Below are 16482 nucleotides of genomic sequence, written 5' to 3'. Positions count from 1 at the left end.
CGCCGGGTATGGATCGGGAACCAGCGCTGCGGAACGGAGCTTCCCTTGCCCTCCATCGACCTGAACAGTGACGTCGGCGAATCCTTCGGCACCTGGATCCTGGGCGACGATGCCGCCATGTTCCGGCACGTCTCCAGCGCCAACGTGGCCTGCGGCTTCCATGCCGGGGATCCGAGCACCATCGCGCGGACCTGCCGCGACGCCGTCGCTGCCGGAGTGACCATCGGCGCGCACGTGGGGTACCGGGATCTGGCCGGGTTCGGCCGGAGGTTCCTGGACTGCTCGGCCACGGAACTCGCCGACGACGTCCTGTACCAGCTGGGCGCACTCCAGGCCCTCGCGCAGGCCGCAGGAGCGGGGATCAGGTACGTGAAACCGCACGGCGCGCTCTACAACACCATCGTCCATCACGAGGTCCACGCGCAGGCGGTGGTCGACGCCGTCCACGCCTTCGACCCAGGCCTGCCGCTGCTGCTCCTCCCCGAGGCAGTGGCCCGATCACGCGCCGAGGCAAGGGGCATGACGGCGCTTTCCGAGGCCTTCGCCGACCGCGCCTACAATCCGGACGGTACCCTGGTCCCTCGGCGGGAGGACGGCGCCGTGCTGCACGACTCCCGGCAGATCGCGGACAACATGGTGCGCCTCGCTACCGAGGGGCGGATCACCGCGCGGGACGGTTCGGTGTTCGACGTCCGCGCCGACAGCATCTGCGTGCACGGCGACACGCCGGGCGCGGTGGCGATGGCCGGTGCTGTGCGCACCGCGCTCGAGGAAGCCGGTGTATCCGTTCGGAGCTTCGCGTGAGTAGCATCGCGGTGCGTTGGGCCGGCCCTCGTGCAGTCCTCGCGGAGGTTCCGACCCTCGCGGAGGTGCTCGCCCTGCACCGGCGGGTCACCACGCAGCCGCTGCCGGGACAGCTCGACGCCGTCGCCGGCGCTCGAACGGTGCTGGTCCGTTTCTCCGGACACGAGGCGGCGGTCTCCGCCGCTGCGGCCCTGCCGCACCTCGATCTTCCGACTCCCGGCCGGCCCGGAGGGCGAGACGTGACGATCGAGGTGGTGTACGACGGCGTCGACCTCGACGAGGTCGGGCGGCTCACCGGCCTCGGCCGCGACGGCGTGATCAGCGCCCATACCGGCCAGCCATGGAGCGGTGCGTTCGGCGGATTCGCCCCCGGCTTCACCTATCTGGTCGGGGAGGACCGGCGCCTGCACGTTCCGCGCCGCACCACCCCCCGGACCGCCGTTCCGGCGGGATCCGTTGCACTCGGTGGCGAGTTCTCCGCGATCTACCCGCGCCGATCCCCCGGCGGCTGGCAGATCATCGGAACCACGGCGGCACGGATGTGGGACCTGGAGCGGGAGCAGCCGGCTCTCGTCCGGCCCGGTGATACCGTGCGCTACCGGGCGGTCCGCGAGCTGGCCGACCCCGGGAACTCCGCTACGCCATCGGGCAAGCGGCAAGGACCCGCCGGGCCCGGCGCCGGGCTCGAAATCACGTCCACCGGCTTGCTGTCCCTCCTGCAGGACCTCGGCCGCCCCGGCAACGGTGACCTCGGCGTCTCCCCGTCCGGTGCGGCGGACCAGCCATCGGCACGCCAGGCCAACCGGCTCGTAGGCAACCGGGCCGGTGCTGCCGTCGTCGAGAACCTGCTGGGCGGGCTGTCGCTTCGGGCGCACGGCGACCAGGTGGTCGCCGTCACCGGCGCCCCGGTTCCGCTCCGCATTTCGGGCTCGGGAACCCCGCGGAGCCCCGCAATGGGCCACCCCTTCGCACTGCTCGACGGCGACCTGCTCGCCCTCGGCACACCGACCGCAGGGCTTCGCAGCTATGTCGCAGTGCGCGGCGGGTTCGATGTCCAGCCGGTCCTCGGCAGCAGATCGACTGACACGCTGTCCGGAATCGGGCCCGCTTCCCTGGCGCCGGGTGCGGTGCTTCCGGTCGGAGCCGTGCGGGGGCTCCCTCCCGTGGGTTCCCCCGAGGAGTCGATGCTTCGTCCGGGTGCCGGTACCACGGAGCTGCGGATCACCCTCGGCCCGCGGAATGACTGGTTCACCGCCGGGGCCATCAGGGCTCTCCTCACCCGGGAGTGGAGGGTGACGAACCAGTCGGACCGCGTGGGCGTGCGCCTGGCGGTTTCGAGCACCGACCCCACCGGGGCGGAGGAGGCAGGAGTGCTGGAAAGGGCGCGGTCGGGGGAGCTACCCAGCGAGGGCACGGTGGCCGGGGCGCTCCAGGTTCCTCCCTCGGGGCAGCCCGTGCTGTTCCTGGCGGACCAGCCGGTCACCGGGGGGTACCCGGTGATCGGGGTGGTGGCGGCTGAGGACGTCTCCCTCGCAGCCCAGCTGCCGCCGGGGCATCTGGTCCGCTTTCTGCTCGTGGACCCGGCCACCCTGGCCCCTTCGGCACTGACGGCTGGGTAGCAGCACAGGCAGGTCAGGCAAGTCAGGCAGTTCAGGCTGCCCCGAACGGCAGGGGCATCTCGTTACCCTGCAGTGTCGGGACGGTCCGGGCGGTCTGCCTGCGCATGTGGTGCCGGCGGCACAGGGTTTCGTAGCCGACCGACGCGTCGGCAGCGTCCGGCCGGCCGCCAGGGCCCGAGCCCGGGTGTCCGTAGTCCTGCATGCCGCCGTCCTCCTGCTGATCCACGTTGCCCACCACCATCTGGTCGCCCTCGACCACCATCACACCGTCCACGACCCTCGCGTTGTGCGTGGCGCGACGGCCGCACCAGCAGAGCGCTTCGACCTGCAGCACCTGAACCCGGTCGGCGAGCTCGATGAGGCGCTGCGAGCCGGGGAAAAGGTGCGTGCGGAAATCGGACGTGATGCCGAAGGCGAAGACGTCGATCGTCATCTCATCGACGATCCTTGCCAGCTGGTCGATCTGCCGGCTCGTGTAGAACTGCGCTTCGTCGCAGATGAGATAGTCGACGCGTGCACCGTTGGTCAGCCGATCGGCGATCTCGGTCCAGAAGTTCGACCCGGGGCGCACCTCGACGGCACTCACCTGAAGACCGAGACGGCTGGAGATCATCGATTCCCCCGCACGGTCATGGGAGCTGAACAGCACTCCCCGGCGCCCGCGTGCCCGGTGGTTGTGGTCCATCTGGAGAGCGAGCGTCGATTTTCCGCAGTCCATCGTTCCCGAGAAGAAGACCAGCTCAGCCACTGGTGCCGCCTGCCGTCCGGCCTGCACGGACCGCCGGCTGCAGCGGCTTGCCGGACCGGGCGAGTGTCAGCAACGGCACCTCGCGCTCGGCCCGGGTCCAGGAGCCGTGCTGGCCCACGACGTCACGGGCGGACTCCGAGGTCCGGCGCGCATCGAACAGGGCGATCGGCTCCCGTGCGGCGATGAGCAGGTCCCCGATGCGGGGCAGGACGGCCGGAGCCACGGGTCCGAAGAACCCGCCGTTCACCGCCTCCTCCCGGGTCAGCACCCACGCGGATTTCCCGTACGCTTCCTGCCACCGGGAGGCAAGCGCGTTCCGTCCGGCCGCATCGAGTCCCGGTTCGCAGTACAGCTGCACCAGCCGCGGCTCGCCGGCCGTATGGGCGACGCCGTCCACCAGGGATTCCTGGGCCGAGAAGTCGAATCTCTTCGAAGGCTCGACGTCGACCATGCCGTGGTCGGCGGTGAGGAGGACGAGCGTGTCCGGCGGAACCTGCTTCACGAGGGTGCGCATGGCGAAATCGAGGTCCTCCAGGCGGCTCAGCCATTCGGCCGAGTTCGCGCCATACCGGTGGCCGGCCTTGTCGAGGTCGTTGAGGTAGAAGTACATCAGCATCGACTCCGACCCGGCCAGCTGCTCCGCCGCGAGCCGGATCCGCGCCTGCACCGTATTCCCTCCCGCGAACCCGCCGCCGCGCAGGGCGGCCCTGGTCATCGGTGAGTCGGCGAACCGAGGCTGGCTGACCGTGAGGACCGGTAACTCCGCGGCGACCCGTTCGAAAACCGTGGGATGCGGCTGCCAGCGGAGGGGGTCCACCTGGTCATCCCATCGGCCCAGCATGTTGACCACTTTGTCCTGTGCCGGGTCGAGGACGTCGTACCCCACCATGCCGTGCTGACCCGGAGGCAACCCGGTGCCGAGGCTCGCCAGCGAGGCCGCCGTCGTCGAGGGGAAAGCGGCGCTGAGGCGTTGCCCGCCGTCCAGCTTCTGGCGCAGGAAAGGGGCGTGGCCCGCGTACTTCCTGAGCAGCGACAATCCGAGGCCGTCCACCATCACCACACAGACCCGGCGTGCGGCGGGAAGCCCGAGGGCATTGGAAAACGTCTCGACTCCCAACGCGGCAGCGGCGCTGGTCAGGACCTCGGCGACCGTTCCCGTGCCGAAGGGAGGGGGTGGTGGCAGCGGCTCGTCGGCGTTCGGATGCACCAGGACTACCGCTGGTGGTGCGCACGCGTGAAGCGGCCGCCGAACCCTGGCTGGCGGCGTCCACCGGCGTCGGAGGTGAGGACCAGCCCGCCGCCGGTCGAACTCGCGGTGTTCACCTGGCGCAGGGCCCGGGCGAAGGACTTGGCGTTCTGCACGGCCTGCACGCCGTCGGCCTCGGCGCTGACCCGGAGCACGATGTCCTCCTGGGCGACGGTCCCGGTGTACCCGTGGTCGGCGTCGCACTGGGGGTCTCCGCAGCTTGCGGGTCCCATGTCCAGGCGCTGGCCTCCGGACCAGGCGATGGCCAGGGTCATTTCGCGCGCCTGGTCGGACGGCTTGTAGTCCTGCGGCTGCGCGTAGAGGTAGCTGAGCACCACGGAGCGGATCTGGCTGACGGGCACCGATTCGGTGGAGATCTGGGCCATGACCTGCTCGCCTGTCTCGTCGAGCTGCTGGTCGTCCACATGCGTGATCACGAGCATGTCCTCGGTGAGGACCAGCACCGTGATGTGACGGTGGACTTCGGTGCGTTCGAAGTGGGTCTCGAGGTGAGCCACATGGGAGAGCGGCTCCCGGCCGTCAAGGGCGTCATGGACCACGTCGGCGACCAGGCGCGGATAGAATCCGGCACGCTCAAGGGAGGAGTCGAGGTCGCGGCGCTGCGCGGAAAGCGAAGGGGTCATGACTCAAGCCTACCGGCGAGGCACCCTAGTCCCGCATCGCCCGGCGGGCACTGTCGGTGCGCTGTCGGGGATTACCCACGTCGATACGGGCACCGAGGATGGACAGCCCGGCGGTCGACACGAGTACCGGATTGAATTCCAGGAGCGCGATCTCCGGGTGGCGATCCTTCAGCAGCGCAACCCGTGCCACGAGATCCTCGATGGCACCGACGTCGGCCGGCGGCAGGCCCTGGTAGCCGAAGAGCCTGCGCGACGCCCGGGGGGTCCGGACGAGATCCGAGACGTCGACGGTGCTCAGCGGAGGAACGGCGTGGCCCCAGTCGTCGAGCAGGTTGACGGCGTCGCCGGCCATCCCGAAGGACACCACGGGGCCCAGGAGCGGATCCTCGATGGCCCGGAGCGTACAGGCCTGCCCCGCCGGGGCCATGGTCTGGATCTCCATGCCGAAGCTGCCGAAGGGCGCCAAGACCTGTTCCATCTGTCCGATGTTGTGCTCCAGCGCTGCCGGGGTATCGATGTTCAGCCGGACGCCACCGAGGTCCAGCCGGTGACGGAGGTGCTCGTCCATCGTCTTCAGCGCGACCGGCCACCCGAGTCGGTCGGCGGCCGCGACGGCCTCCTCCACGGACTCGAACCGCATCGCCGGTAGCAGCTCGATGCCGTAGTGCATCATCAGTTCGGCGCTCTCGTCGGGCGTCAGGCGGGTCAGCCCGACGCCGGTGACGCGGCGGAGGATCTCCGCGAGCTGAGCCGAGGCGGCGTCGGGATCGGTGCCCCCGGGGTCGATGAACTCGCCGTGGTCCCGCACCCGCCACTGCGTGTACTTCGCCACCGCCCCCAGGGCAGCGAGGGCGGCTCCCGGGCTGGGGAAGCAGGGGATGCCGTGTTCGATCCCGTCGGGCTGCAGCCGCTGGTCCAGGACACCGGTGAAGGAAGCGACGACGGGCTTGCCCGCCCTCTCCCCGCAGCCTCGCAGACATTCGGCGATCGCTTCGGCACTCAGGCCCCGCGCGGGCAGCGTGGTGACGACGGCGCCGTTCACCGCGCTGTCAGCGAGCGCGGCGGAGACGGCGGCCTCGAGCGCCGGCAGGGCAACCGACATTCCAGTGTCCAGGTCGAGGTCGGTGACAAGCCGTGCAACCGTCAGGGACTGCGCCGCGACGGCGTCGGCCACCACTTTCCCCAGGCCGGAGGAATTGCTGAAGACTGCGATGTTCGGTCCGTCCGGCAGCGGCTGGGAGGAGACGATCTGGGCCACATCCATGAGTTGCTCGGTCGTCTCGACCCGGATCACCCCGGACTGCCGGAGCATCGCATCGAGCGCCCCACCCGGAGCCTGCGTGGTGCGGACGGCGTGGCCGGGCGGGAGTTGCAGCCCGGTGACGTCCGATTTCGCCACGATGACCGGTTTCGTCAGCGCCAGCCGGCGCGCGATGCGTGAGAATTTGCGCGGGTTGCCGATGGACTCGAGGTACAGCCCCACGGCGCCGGTGGCGGCGTCGTCCTCCCAGTACTGCATGGCGTCGTTACCGGAGACGTCGGCACGGTTGCCTGCCGAGATCACCGAGGACAGGCCGAGCCCGCGGCGGCTCGCCGCGGCGAACAGCATCACGCCGAGGCCGGCGGACTGGCTGAACAGGGCCAGGTTCCCCCGGCTCGGGAGGGACGGGGCCATGGACGCGTTCAGCCGCACCGCCGGATCCGTGTTGACGAGGCCCAACGACGCCGGCCCCACCACCCGCATGCCATGGGCCCGTGCACGGTGCACGAGTGCGCGCTGTTCGGCAATCCCTCGTCCGTCATCGGCGTAGCCTGCGGTGGCGACGAGCAGTCCCTTCACGCCGGCTGCGGCACACTGGTCCACCACGGCGTCCACCTGCTCGTGCGGCACGGCGATCACCGCGAGGTCGACGGGCTCGGGTACCTCGGCGAGGGTGGCGTGTGAGAGCAGGCCGTGCAGTTCGAACGCTTCGTGGTTGACGGCGTACACCGTTCCGGTGAAACCACCCTCCAGGAGGTTCTCCAGGAGCGCGTACCCTACGGTCCCCCACTCGCGGCTCGCACCGATGACGGCGACGGTCGACGGCGCCATCAGCTCGGCGACGCTGCGCGCCTCGGCCCGATGCTCCCGCGCTTCCATGACCGCGCGCGATCTGGCGGTCTCGTCGATGTCGAAGCTCAGCATCACCACGCCGTCATCGAAATGCCGCTTCACCTCGTAGCCGGCCTCGGCGAAGACGGTGATCATCTTGCGGTTCTCGGGAAGCACCTCCGCGGAGAACCGCCGGATGCCGTTCTCACGCGCTGCGGCGGCCAGGTGTTCAAGGAGGATCGAACCGAGGCCGCGGCCCTGGTGGGAGTCCGAGACGTTGAAGGCGACCTCGGCTTCCTGCGGGTCGTCGAGCCGGTCATAGCGCCCGATCCCGAGGATGTCGGAGCCCCGCGTGATGACGAAGGCCACGCGGTCGTGGTGGTCCACCTCGGTGAACCGCTTGAGCTCCTTGGTGCTCAGCTTGGCCTTGTAGGTGAAGAAGCGGAGGTAGATTGAGTTCTGTGACTGGCTGACGTGGAAGGACTGCACGGCGTCGGCGTCGGAGGGTGAGATGGGCCTCAAGTGCCCGGTTCCGCCGTCCCGCAGGACGACATCCGCTTCCCAGTATTCGGGGTAATGTCCGTCGGCCGCCATAGACTCACCCTAGTGGGCATCGCCCGCGCGCGTCAGCGCCGGGCTGGATGTCCCGCCCCGGACCCACCGATCACGTTGAGGAAGCACCATCCCTATGGCAAGGCGCCAAACCACCGCACCGCCGGCAGATTTCACCGAGAAGATCATCGATATCGACGTCGAGGCTGAGATGCAGGATTCGTTCCTCGAATACGCGTATTCAGTGATCTACTCCCGGGCGCTGCCCGACGCCCGGGACGGCCTGAAGCCCGTGCAGCGCCGCATCCTCTACATGATGACCGACATGGGGCTGCGCCCCGACCGCGGGCATGTGAAGTCGGCCCGCGTGGTGGGCGAGGTGATGGGCAAGCTCCATCCCCACGGCGACACCGCCATCTACGACGCCATGGTGCGGATGGCCCAGGATTTCTCGCTCCGGCTTCCGCTCATCGACGGGCATGGCAACTTCGGCTCGCTCGACGACGGCCCTGCGGCCCCCCGGTACACGGAAGCCCGCCTCGCGGCTCCGGCCCTCACGATGACCAACCACCTCGACGAGGACGTCGTGGACTTCGTGCCGAACTACGACAACCAGCTGATGCAGCCCGAGGTGCTGCCCGCCGCGTTCCCCAACCTGCTCGTCAACGGCGCCAGCGGCATCGCCGTCGGCATGGCGACGAACATGGCTCCGCACAACCTCGGTGAGGTCATTGCGGCGGCCCGCCACCTGATCGCCAACCCGGATGCCGGGCTCGACGACATCCTCCGCTTCATTCCCGGCCCCGACCTTCCCAGCGGCGGGAAGATCGTCGGACTGACCGGCATCCGCGACGCCTACGCCACCGGCCGCGGTTCCTTCAAGACCCGCGCCACGGTGAAGGTGGAACAGCTTTCGGCACGCAGGACCGGCCTGGTGGTGACCGAACTCCCCTACACCGTGGGACCGGAAAAAGTGATCGAGCGGATCAAGGACGCCGTCACCTCGAAGAAGCTCCAGGGCATCTCGGACATCGTGGACCTGACGGACCGCATGCACGGCCTCCGGCTGGTCATCGAGCTCAAGAACGGTTTCAACCCCCATGCCGTCCTGGACCAGCTGTACCGCTACACGCCCATGGAGGACTCCTTCGGGATCAACAATGTGGCGCTGGTGGACGGACAACCGCGCACACTCGGCCTCCTCGAACTCCTCCAGGTCTACATCTCGCACCGCATGCTGGTGGTGCGACGACGCACCGCGTACCGGCTGCAGCGCAAGCTGGACCGGCTGCACCTGGTGGAGGGCCTCCTGATCGCCCTGGTCGACATCGACGAGGTCATCCAGATCATCCGCTCCTCCGACGAGGTCGCAGCCGCACGCGAGCGGCTCATGTCCATCTACGACCTCTCCGAGATCCAGGCCAACTACATTCTTGAACTCCGCCTGCGGCAGCTCACCCGGTACTCACGGGTCGAGCTGGAGAAGGAACAGGAGCAGCTCCGGCTCGACACCGCCGAGCTCGAGGCCATCCTCGGCTCGGAGGACCGCCTGCGGACCCTCGTCTCGGACGAGCTCGCCGCGATCTCGGAGCAGTTCGCCACGCCGCGACGCACCGTGCTGCTCGAATCGGAGGCCTCTGCTCCCGTGAGGGGATCGGCGCTGCCGACCGTTTCGGGCAAAGGCGCCAAAGCCGTCCTGCCCCTCGAGATCGCCGACGACCCGTGCTGGGTCATCTTCTCCGCCTCGGGCCAGCTCGCCCGGACCTCCGACCGGCAGCCGTTGAACGACGGCCAGCGCATCCGGCATGACGCGTTCCGCTCCATCCTCCCCACCACTGCACGCGCCGAGATCGGGGCACTGGCGTCATCAGGCCGCATGATCCGGCTGCAGGTGATGGACCTGCCCGCCCTGCCGCCCACTGCAGGCATTCCGAACCTCGCCGGCGGCGTACCGGCGAAGGATTTCATCACCCTTCAGCGCGGGGAGACGCTGGTGGGGCTGGCACCGCTCGATGCCGTCCTCGCCCTGGGGACCGCGCGGGGGATCGTCAAGCGCGTGGTGCCCGAGTACCCACTCAACCGCGACGACTGGGAGGTCATCTCCCTCAAGCCCAAGGACGAGGTGGTGGGCATGGCTGCGGCGCTCGATGACGACCAGCTCGTGTTCGTCACGCGCCAGGCGCAGCTGCTGCGCTTCAACGCGTCGGCGGTGAGGCCCCAGGGCCGCACCGCCGGTGGAGTGGCCGGCATCAAGCTCGCGGGCGACGATACCGTTCTCCACTTCGGTGCGGTGGCGGACGGAGCGACGGACGGGGTGGTCGTGACGATAGCCGTGCAGGGGGACCCATTGCCCGGCACCTCACCCGGATCGGTGAAGGTCACGGAGTTCGATGAATATCCCGCCAAGGGACGGGCCACTGCTGGGGTCCGTGCCCACCGGTTCCTCCGCGGCGAGGACCGCCTCTCGCTCGCATGGGCCGGCCCTGGGCCGGCGAAGGCGGCGGCCGCCAACGGGGTTGTTAGGGCGCTGCCCACCGAACACGGCCGACGCGACGGTTCCGGCATCGCCCTCACCCAGGAGATCGACGTCGTCGGACCCGGCCTGACGGGACTGATGCGAGCGGTCGCACCACAGCTGTCCACAGCGCCCGGGGACGGTTCCGCCGGCGCAGGGCCCGACGACGGACAGGGCGCCCTGCTGTAGGCGGGTATCCCGCCGGGCGTCGGGCGTCCCGCCATCGAGGGCTCTTCTCAGCCGGGGTCTCCTGGCAGCCGGGCGCTCCGGCGGCGCCCTCTCAGGGGCCGGGCGCCACGAGCGGGAGGTCGAAGACGATCGAACGCTGTGTCGGCTCGTACCCCATCCGTTCATAGAGCCCGAGAGCTCCTGACGGGTTCTCCGTATCCACGCCGAGCCCGGCATTGTCCATGTCGGCGGCCCGGTACCGCTTCATGGCCTCGGCGAGCAGGGCGGCTGCGAGTCCTCGCCCGCGCCACGTCCTGCGCACACCGAGCAGGTCGGTGTAACCCTCGGTATGGCCGAGCAGCTCCTTCGAATCGGCGTCATGGCTCGCGAGTTGGTAGGCGGCAACCTCACCCTTGGCGCGGTCCACGAGGGCCAGGCTCCAGTCCGGCCGGAACTCGGGGTGGCTGACCGTGAACTGCCATGACTCCTGGTCCCGCGGCTCGCTCCCCCAGTGATCCTGAAAGGCGTCATTGTGTGCGAGGCGTACCAGTTCGGAGATATTCCGGTCCGCCGCATCGGCGAAGCTGACCAACTCGAGCTCGGGAGGAAACGGGAACTCGGGGATGGGCTGGTCCAGTGGCCGGGTCATCTCGGTGAAGTACCGCACGATCGAACTTCCGCTGCGCTCGAGCAGGGCAAGGTGCGACGAATTGCGTTCCTCCACGTAGTTGCGAAGGACACCGTCGGTCAGGCCGTTCTCCTGCAGCCGGACGGCGGAGCGCCACGCCTGCCAGTCGAAGATGGCCCGCCCGATGCCCTTCTTCCGCCACTCGGGATCCACACCACCGGACCCATGCACCAGGGAGGAGCCCCTGTTCATCGACACGCGTCCGAAAGCATGCAGGACGCCGTCGGGGCCGAATCCGGCGATGGTGTCCCTCCGTGCGTCGTTCTTCGACGCACGGAGCCCCTGCTCGAGGTCTGCACGCTGCTCGACCCAGTCCGGTTCGTCCGCCGCGGCAATGCGCTGGGTCAGGGAGAGCCAGGCGCCGATATCGGAGTAGGCAAGAGGGCGCCATGACAGGATCACGGGCAGCGCCGGGCCGTCCGCCCTGCCGGCACTGATGGTTCCGTCAGCAGGTTCCGGGGTGTCGATCAGGCTCATGCCTCCAGCGTATGGCAGGGTGCGGTGATCGCGGGTCGTCGCGGCGACTTCCGCTGCACGTGGCCCGCGCTCCAACGCCTGAAGGTTCGGGGCTCCCCCGGTATTCGGTGACCATGGTTCATCCAGAGCCGGGAGAACCGTTCCCTTCGGGAGATCCGCGTGGCCAGGATCTAGGCTCGTGCGCCAAGAGGAAGGGAGTCGTCGAGCCCGGAAGCGGCGTCCCCTGCCCGGCCGAGGGCGGCTGTCCCCAGGGTGACGACGTCGTCGCACGCCCGCGCCTCCGCTGCGTTGTGCGTGACGAGGAGCACCGCACGATCGGTCAGTCCGGCCCGGAGGTCACCGAGCAGCGCGCGGGCGCCGTCGGCGTCCAGGTGCGCGGTCGGCTCATCGAGGAGGACGACGTCGGCACGGGTGAGGAGTGCCCGTGCCACGGCAAGCCGCTGCCGCTGCCCTCCCGACAACCGGGAACCACCAGGACCCACCGTCGCGTCGATTCCGCGCTCGAGCCCTTCGACGAAGCCGGCGAGCCCGACCGCGCCCAGCGCCGCCTGCAGTTCGGCGTCCGACGCCGCGTCGTCCAGCGGCCGGGCAAGCTGCAGATTTGCCCGGACGGTCGAGGAGAAAAGGTGGCTTTCCTGCGGGCACCAGGCGACGCGGGGCCGGCGCCCCGGAATCACCGCGGAACCGTTTCCGAGCAGCTCCCCGTGTTCGAGGGGAAGGAAACCGAGGAGGGCACCGAGAATCGTCGATTTACCGCTCCCGGACGGTCCGGTCAGGCCGGTCCACCGCCCTTTGCCGAGGTGTACGTCGACGTCCGCCACGACCGGCCTCCCGGGCTCATAACCGACTGCCGCGTTCCGGAGCGCCAGGGAGGAGAACGTGCTCGGCCCGCTCACGCGGAGTGCGGACGACGGCCCCGGTTCAGCGTCCGCCGAGGTTGCGAGCCGCGGAGCAATCCGCTGGGTCACTGCGGCGAGGGGTCCCCAGTGCTGGACGGCCGACGCCCCAGCTGCGAAGGGCTCGATGAGCGCCAGCTGCAGGAGGACGAGGACTGCCGCCGTCTCTGCAGGTAGTCCCTGCACCGTGAAGAGGATTCCGACGGCTGCCGTGCAGCAGGCTGCCACGATGACGCCGAGGGCCGCCCCTGCCGCCGACGCCGAGCGGCGCGCGGCCGCCGACACCTCGGCGTCGAGCCCGCGCGGGATCTCCAGTGCCCGCTCGTTCGCTCCGTTGACCTGGAGGTCTGGTGCTGCGCGCAGGAGGCCGGTGGTGCGCTGGAGTGCAGCGGCCCGAACACGGACGGCTGCCGCGCCGGCGGACCGTTCCCTCAGCACGGCGGTCACGGGCGCGACGAGGACGGCAGCCACCACGGCAAGTAGCTGCCAGCCGAGGGCCGCCGGGTGCAGCAGTGCCGTGGTGAGAAGCGCAGCGCAACCGGTCAGAACGGCGGTGACGAAGGGAAGCACCGCGCGGGAGGAGAGGTCCCTCAGCTCGTCAACGTCCCCGATCAGGCGCTCGACATCACCCGATCCGCGGGCGATCGTTCGCCAGGACGTACTGGCCTCGAGGAGTCCCTTCCACAGCCGGAGGCGCGTGGCATCGGCGCGGGTGAAGACAGCCCCGTGCAGCCACAGCCGTTCGGAGTACCGCAGGAGCGATCTGCCGATCCCGAAGAACCGCACCCCGACGATTGCCGTGAGCAGGTAGAGGATCGGGGGTTGCTCGGCTGCGCGGACGATCAGCCAGCCACTGAGGGCCGTCAGCGCGACGGCGAAGAGGGCGGCGCCGAGGCCGAGGGCTGCTGCTGTGAGGAACCGCCGGTCCCACGGGCGGACCAGCGCCAGCACCGCGCGGGCAGAACCGAACCGGACGCGGATGGGCCTTCCGGCACTTCCCCCAGATACCTGCCTTCCGGCCCCGGCATCGGACTCCGACGGCGCTCGCCGGGCCGGGGCAGTCCCGTTCGTCCACCGCACAAGAGGCAGCGGGACGGCGACACCAGAACCCTCGTCAGGAGGTCTTGCGGCCCACGGGAGGGCAGGATCCGCTGGTGCTGACAGCTGATCCATCCACAGCTGTCGGTCGGCGATGGCCGCCGTCTCGTCGTCGTGCGCGATCAGGAGCACGGCGACGTGCGATGGACGCCCGAGAATCGCGGAGCGGATTGCAGCCGACGTTGCGGGATCGACGTGCGCGGTCGGCTCGTCCAGCAGAAGGAGCCGGATGCGGGGGTCCCGGGCTCGAAGCAGCGCCCTGGCGACTGCCACACGCCGGACCTCTCCGGGACTCAGCTCTCCCGTCTGCCTGTCGGCAAGGCCTGCTCCCCCGACGGCGGCCAGCTGTGCGTCGATCGCCGGTGCGTCGTCCGGGAGGCCCGCGTACAGCCCGAGTTCAGCGCGCACGGTGTCCATCAGCAGCTCGGGGTGCTGCGGAACCCACGCGATCCGGTCCGGGCCCGTGCCGCTGACCGAACCCGTGACGCCCAAGGTCCCGGGCAGTCCCGTCCTGCGCTTCAGGATCTTCAAGAGCGTCGTCTTGCCAGTGCCGCTCGCTCCCCGGAGGGCCGTCACGGTGCCCGGGCGAAGCACGAAGGAGACATCCTCGAAGACGGGGCGCAGGGCGCCGTCGTAGTGTGCGCTGAGTTCGCGGACAGTGATGGCGCCGTCGACGGAGGGGCCGGTGGCGAGCGGTGCGTCGAAGCCCGCGGTCCGGCCGGATTCGGCGGCGAGCGGTGCGTCGACCCCGGCGGTCCAGCCCGGTCCAGTGGCGAGCGGCACGGGAACCGGCGCGTCGATCACGGCCCGGATGCGTGCCCCCGCCTCCTCACCGTCCTCGCTCGCATGGTGCGCGGCACCGACGTCGCGCAGTGGTCCGTAGCACTCGGGCGCGAGGATCAGGGCAACGAGAGCGGTCTCGAGGCCCAGGTCGCCGGAGATCAGGCGAACGCCGGCGAAGACCGCGACTACTGCCACCGAGATGGTGCTGATGAGTTCGAGCGCGAGCGAGGAGAGGAACGCCGTGCGGAGGGTCATCAGGGTGCGGGAGGTGTAGTCGTTCGCGATGTCCCGCAAGGCGCGGGTCTGCTCGGCTGCCCGTCCCAGACCCACGAGGACCGGCAGGCCCCGTGCGAGTTCGAGGAGGTGATCGGACAGCCGACCCAACGCGGTCGCCGCCTCCTGCGTCCGCTCCTGGGTGTGCAGGCCGATCAGCACCATGAACACCGGAACCAGCGGAACGGTCAGCACGATGACCAGGGCACTGATCCAGTCCGCGGCGAGGATGCGCGCTCCGACCAGCAGGGGCACCACGGCACACGTGATGAGGGCCGGAAGGTACTGCGTGTAGTACTTGTCCAGCCCGTCGAGTCCGCGGGTCAGCAGCACTGCGAGCGAACCCTGCCCGCCTGCCGCGGCGCCCGAGGTGCCGCCGTCGGCCAGCAACCGTCGGAGGGCAGCCTCCCGCAGGCGTTCCTTGACACCGAGGGCCAACCGGGCCGCCGTGGCTTCCTGCCCCCACGCGGCAGCGGTCCGGAGTACGATCCCGACGATGCCCGGAACGAGGACGTCACCGGCCCGCAGGGATCCTTCCGCCAGGCATGCGATTCCGACAGCCAGTGCCTGGGCCATCAGGACGAGGCCGGCAGCCCGGACGGCAGCGAGCGCCCCGAGCAGATAGACGGCAATCCTGGACCCGGCGGCACCCGCCGGTCCTCCCGCGAGCAGCAAGGCGACGGGTGAGGTATGCGCCGTCGGCCCCGGTCCGGCGGTGCGCTGCTGCGTTCGCCGGGCGGCAGCAGACTGCTCCTGCGCTCCGGGCGCAGCCGTCGCGGGGCGGCCGGCCGTCGCCGCGTTGAAGCTTCCGCTCACAGGGGTACCACGGCGTGGGCGGCCGGGATGCTGGCTTCGGAGATGCGGCGACGAAAGACCCAGTACGTCCACGCCTGGTAGGCGATGACGAGCGGCAGGCCGAAGCACGCGACGACGCTCATCAGTCCCAGCGTGTAGGGCGAGGAGGACGCGTTCTGCACGGTCAGGTCGAACGCGGAGCCGAGGGTGGAGGGCAGGACGACGGGGAAGACCGCCCCGAAGATGGATCCCACGAGCGCCAGCATCGCGGCGCCCAACCCGAGAAAGGCCCAGCCGTCGCGGTCGGCGGAGGAAGCCCGGTAGGCGACGGCGATCCCCGCGACGCCGAGCGCCAGAATGGTCCAGGTGAGCGGCGAGCCGGACCGCACCTGGATCAGCAGGGCCCAGCCGACGAACGGAACCATCGCCAGGGGCAGGACGCGGCGGAAGAACCGGTCCGCCTGGCTGCGCACGCCGCCCTCGGTCTTCAGGACGACGAACGCCGCCGCGTGGACGAGGCAGAAGAGCACGACGGCGGCCGCTCCCAGCAGTGCACTGGTGTTCGCCCAGGCGAAGGCGCCCCCCACCCGGTCGCCGTTCGCGTCCAGGGGAAGCCCGGTGGTCGTCAGAGCCAGGGCCGCACCGATACCGGCGGCAGCAGTGAAGGAACCGACGGCGATGGCCCAGTCCCAGCGGTTCCGCCAGGTGTCGCTGTCCCGTTTACCGCGCCACTCGAACGCGACGGCCCGGAAGATCAAGCCCAGCAGGACGAGCAGGAACGGAAGGTAGAGCGCTGAGAGCAGTGAGGCGTACCAGTACGGGAAGGCGGCGAAGGTGGCCCCCACAGCAGTGATGAGCCACACCTCATTGCCGTCCCAGACCGGGCCGACGGTGCCCAGCAGGACCCTGCGCTGGGTGTCGTTGCGCGCCAGAAGCAACAGGTGCATGCCCACTCCGAGGTCGAATCCCTCGAGGAAAAGGTAACCGGCCCACAGCACGGCAATCAGCACGAACCAGAGGGTGGGTAGCGCCTCGGTCATTCGGAAGTCTCCCTCTGCAGGTCGGAATCGGGGTATCGGCAGGG

Annotated in this window: 10 protein-coding genes; 3 read left to right on the top strand and 7 right to left on the bottom strand. The window is 69.9% G+C overall.

Annotated features, from left to right (window positions below; all coding sequences use genetic code 11):
* Positions 1-45: 45 nt before the first annotated feature.
* Both IWX75_RS12620 and IWX75_RS12615 read left to right on the top strand, forming a co-directional pair.
* Positions 46-804 carry a LamB/YcsF family protein gene (locus IWX75_RS12620; RefSeq protein WP_196822592.1) on the top strand — a complete coding sequence of 253 codons (759 nt, stop codon included), beginning with the start codon at positions 46-48 and terminating at the stop codon, positions 802-804.
* Positions 801-2423, top strand: coding sequence for a 5-oxoprolinase/urea amidolyase family protein (locus tag IWX75_RS12615; protein ID WP_196822591.1), 1623 nt, complete (start codon positions 801-803; stop codon positions 2421-2423). The genes IWX75_RS12620 and IWX75_RS12615 overlap by 4 nt, the downstream gene beginning before the upstream one ends.
* A gap of 31 nt (positions 2424-2454) precedes the next feature.
* Here IWX75_RS12615 and IWX75_RS12610 read toward each other — a convergent pair whose 3' ends face one another.
* From IWX75_RS12610 to IWX75_RS12595, 4 genes are read right to left on the bottom strand one after another with little or no spacing between them, the layout of a single operon-like run.
* On the bottom strand, positions 2455-3171 hold the full coding sequence (locus IWX75_RS12610) for a thymidine kinase (RefSeq protein ID WP_196822590.1): 717 nt from the start codon (positions 3169-3171) through the stop codon (positions 2455-2457).
* The gene (locus IWX75_RS12605; protein ID WP_334684318.1) at positions 3164-4378 is read right to left on the bottom strand and encodes an alkaline phosphatase family protein; all 1215 of its coding nucleotides are present in this window, start codon (positions 4376-4378) and stop codon (positions 3164-3166) included. Before IWX75_RS12605 ends, IWX75_RS12610 begins: the two co-directional genes overlap by 8 nt.
* Before the next feature lie 5 nt (positions 4379-4383).
* Positions 4384-5061, bottom strand: coding sequence for a DUF5998 family protein (locus IWX75_RS12600; RefSeq protein WP_196822589.1), 678 nt, complete (start codon positions 5059-5061; stop codon positions 4384-4386).
* Positions 5062-5086: 25 nt separating this feature from the next.
* Positions 5087-7747, bottom strand: a complete 2661-nt coding sequence (locus IWX75_RS12595) for a bifunctional acetate--CoA ligase family protein/GNAT family N-acetyltransferase (RefSeq protein ID WP_196822588.1) — start codon at positions 7745-7747, stop codon at positions 5087-5089.
* Between the two features lie 94 nt (positions 7748-7841).
* Between IWX75_RS12595 and IWX75_RS12590 the strand changes: the two genes are divergently transcribed.
* On the top strand, positions 7842-10409 hold the full coding sequence (locus IWX75_RS12590) for a DNA gyrase/topoisomerase IV subunit A (protein WP_196822587.1): 2568 nt from the start codon (positions 7842-7844) through the stop codon (positions 10407-10409).
* 91 nt (positions 10410-10500) lie between these two features.
* Here IWX75_RS12590 and IWX75_RS12585 read toward each other — a convergent pair whose 3' ends face one another.
* The 3 genes from IWX75_RS12585 to cydB all read right to left on the bottom strand — a co-directional run bounded on the left by IWX75_RS12585 (position 10501) and on the right by cydB (position 16438).
* Positions 10501-11553: a GNAT family N-acetyltransferase gene (locus tag IWX75_RS12585; protein ID WP_196822586.1), complete on the bottom strand. Its 1053-nt coding sequence runs from the start codon at positions 11551-11553 to the stop codon at positions 10501-10503.
* A gap of 170 nt (positions 11554-11723) precedes the next feature.
* Positions 11724-15419, bottom strand: a complete 3696-nt coding sequence (gene cydD / locus IWX75_RS12580) for a thiol reductant ABC exporter subunit CydD (RefSeq protein ID WP_196822585.1) — start codon at positions 15417-15419, stop codon at positions 11724-11726.
* Positions 15416-16438 (bottom strand): cytochrome d ubiquinol oxidase subunit II, encoded by a 1023-nt coding sequence (gene cydB, locus IWX75_RS12575; RefSeq protein WP_196822584.1) that lies wholly within the window; start codon positions 16436-16438, stop codon positions 15416-15418. The genes cydD and cydB overlap by 4 nt, the downstream gene beginning before the upstream one ends.
* Between the last annotated feature and the right edge of the window lie 44 nt (positions 16439-16482).

It is taken from the genome of Arthrobacter sp. CAN_A6, from assembly GCF_015751715.1.
Taxonomy (GTDB): Bacteria; Actinomycetota; Actinomycetes; order Actinomycetales; family Micrococcaceae; genus Arthrobacter_D.
This window is presented reverse-complemented; position numbering and strand designations above follow the sequence as displayed.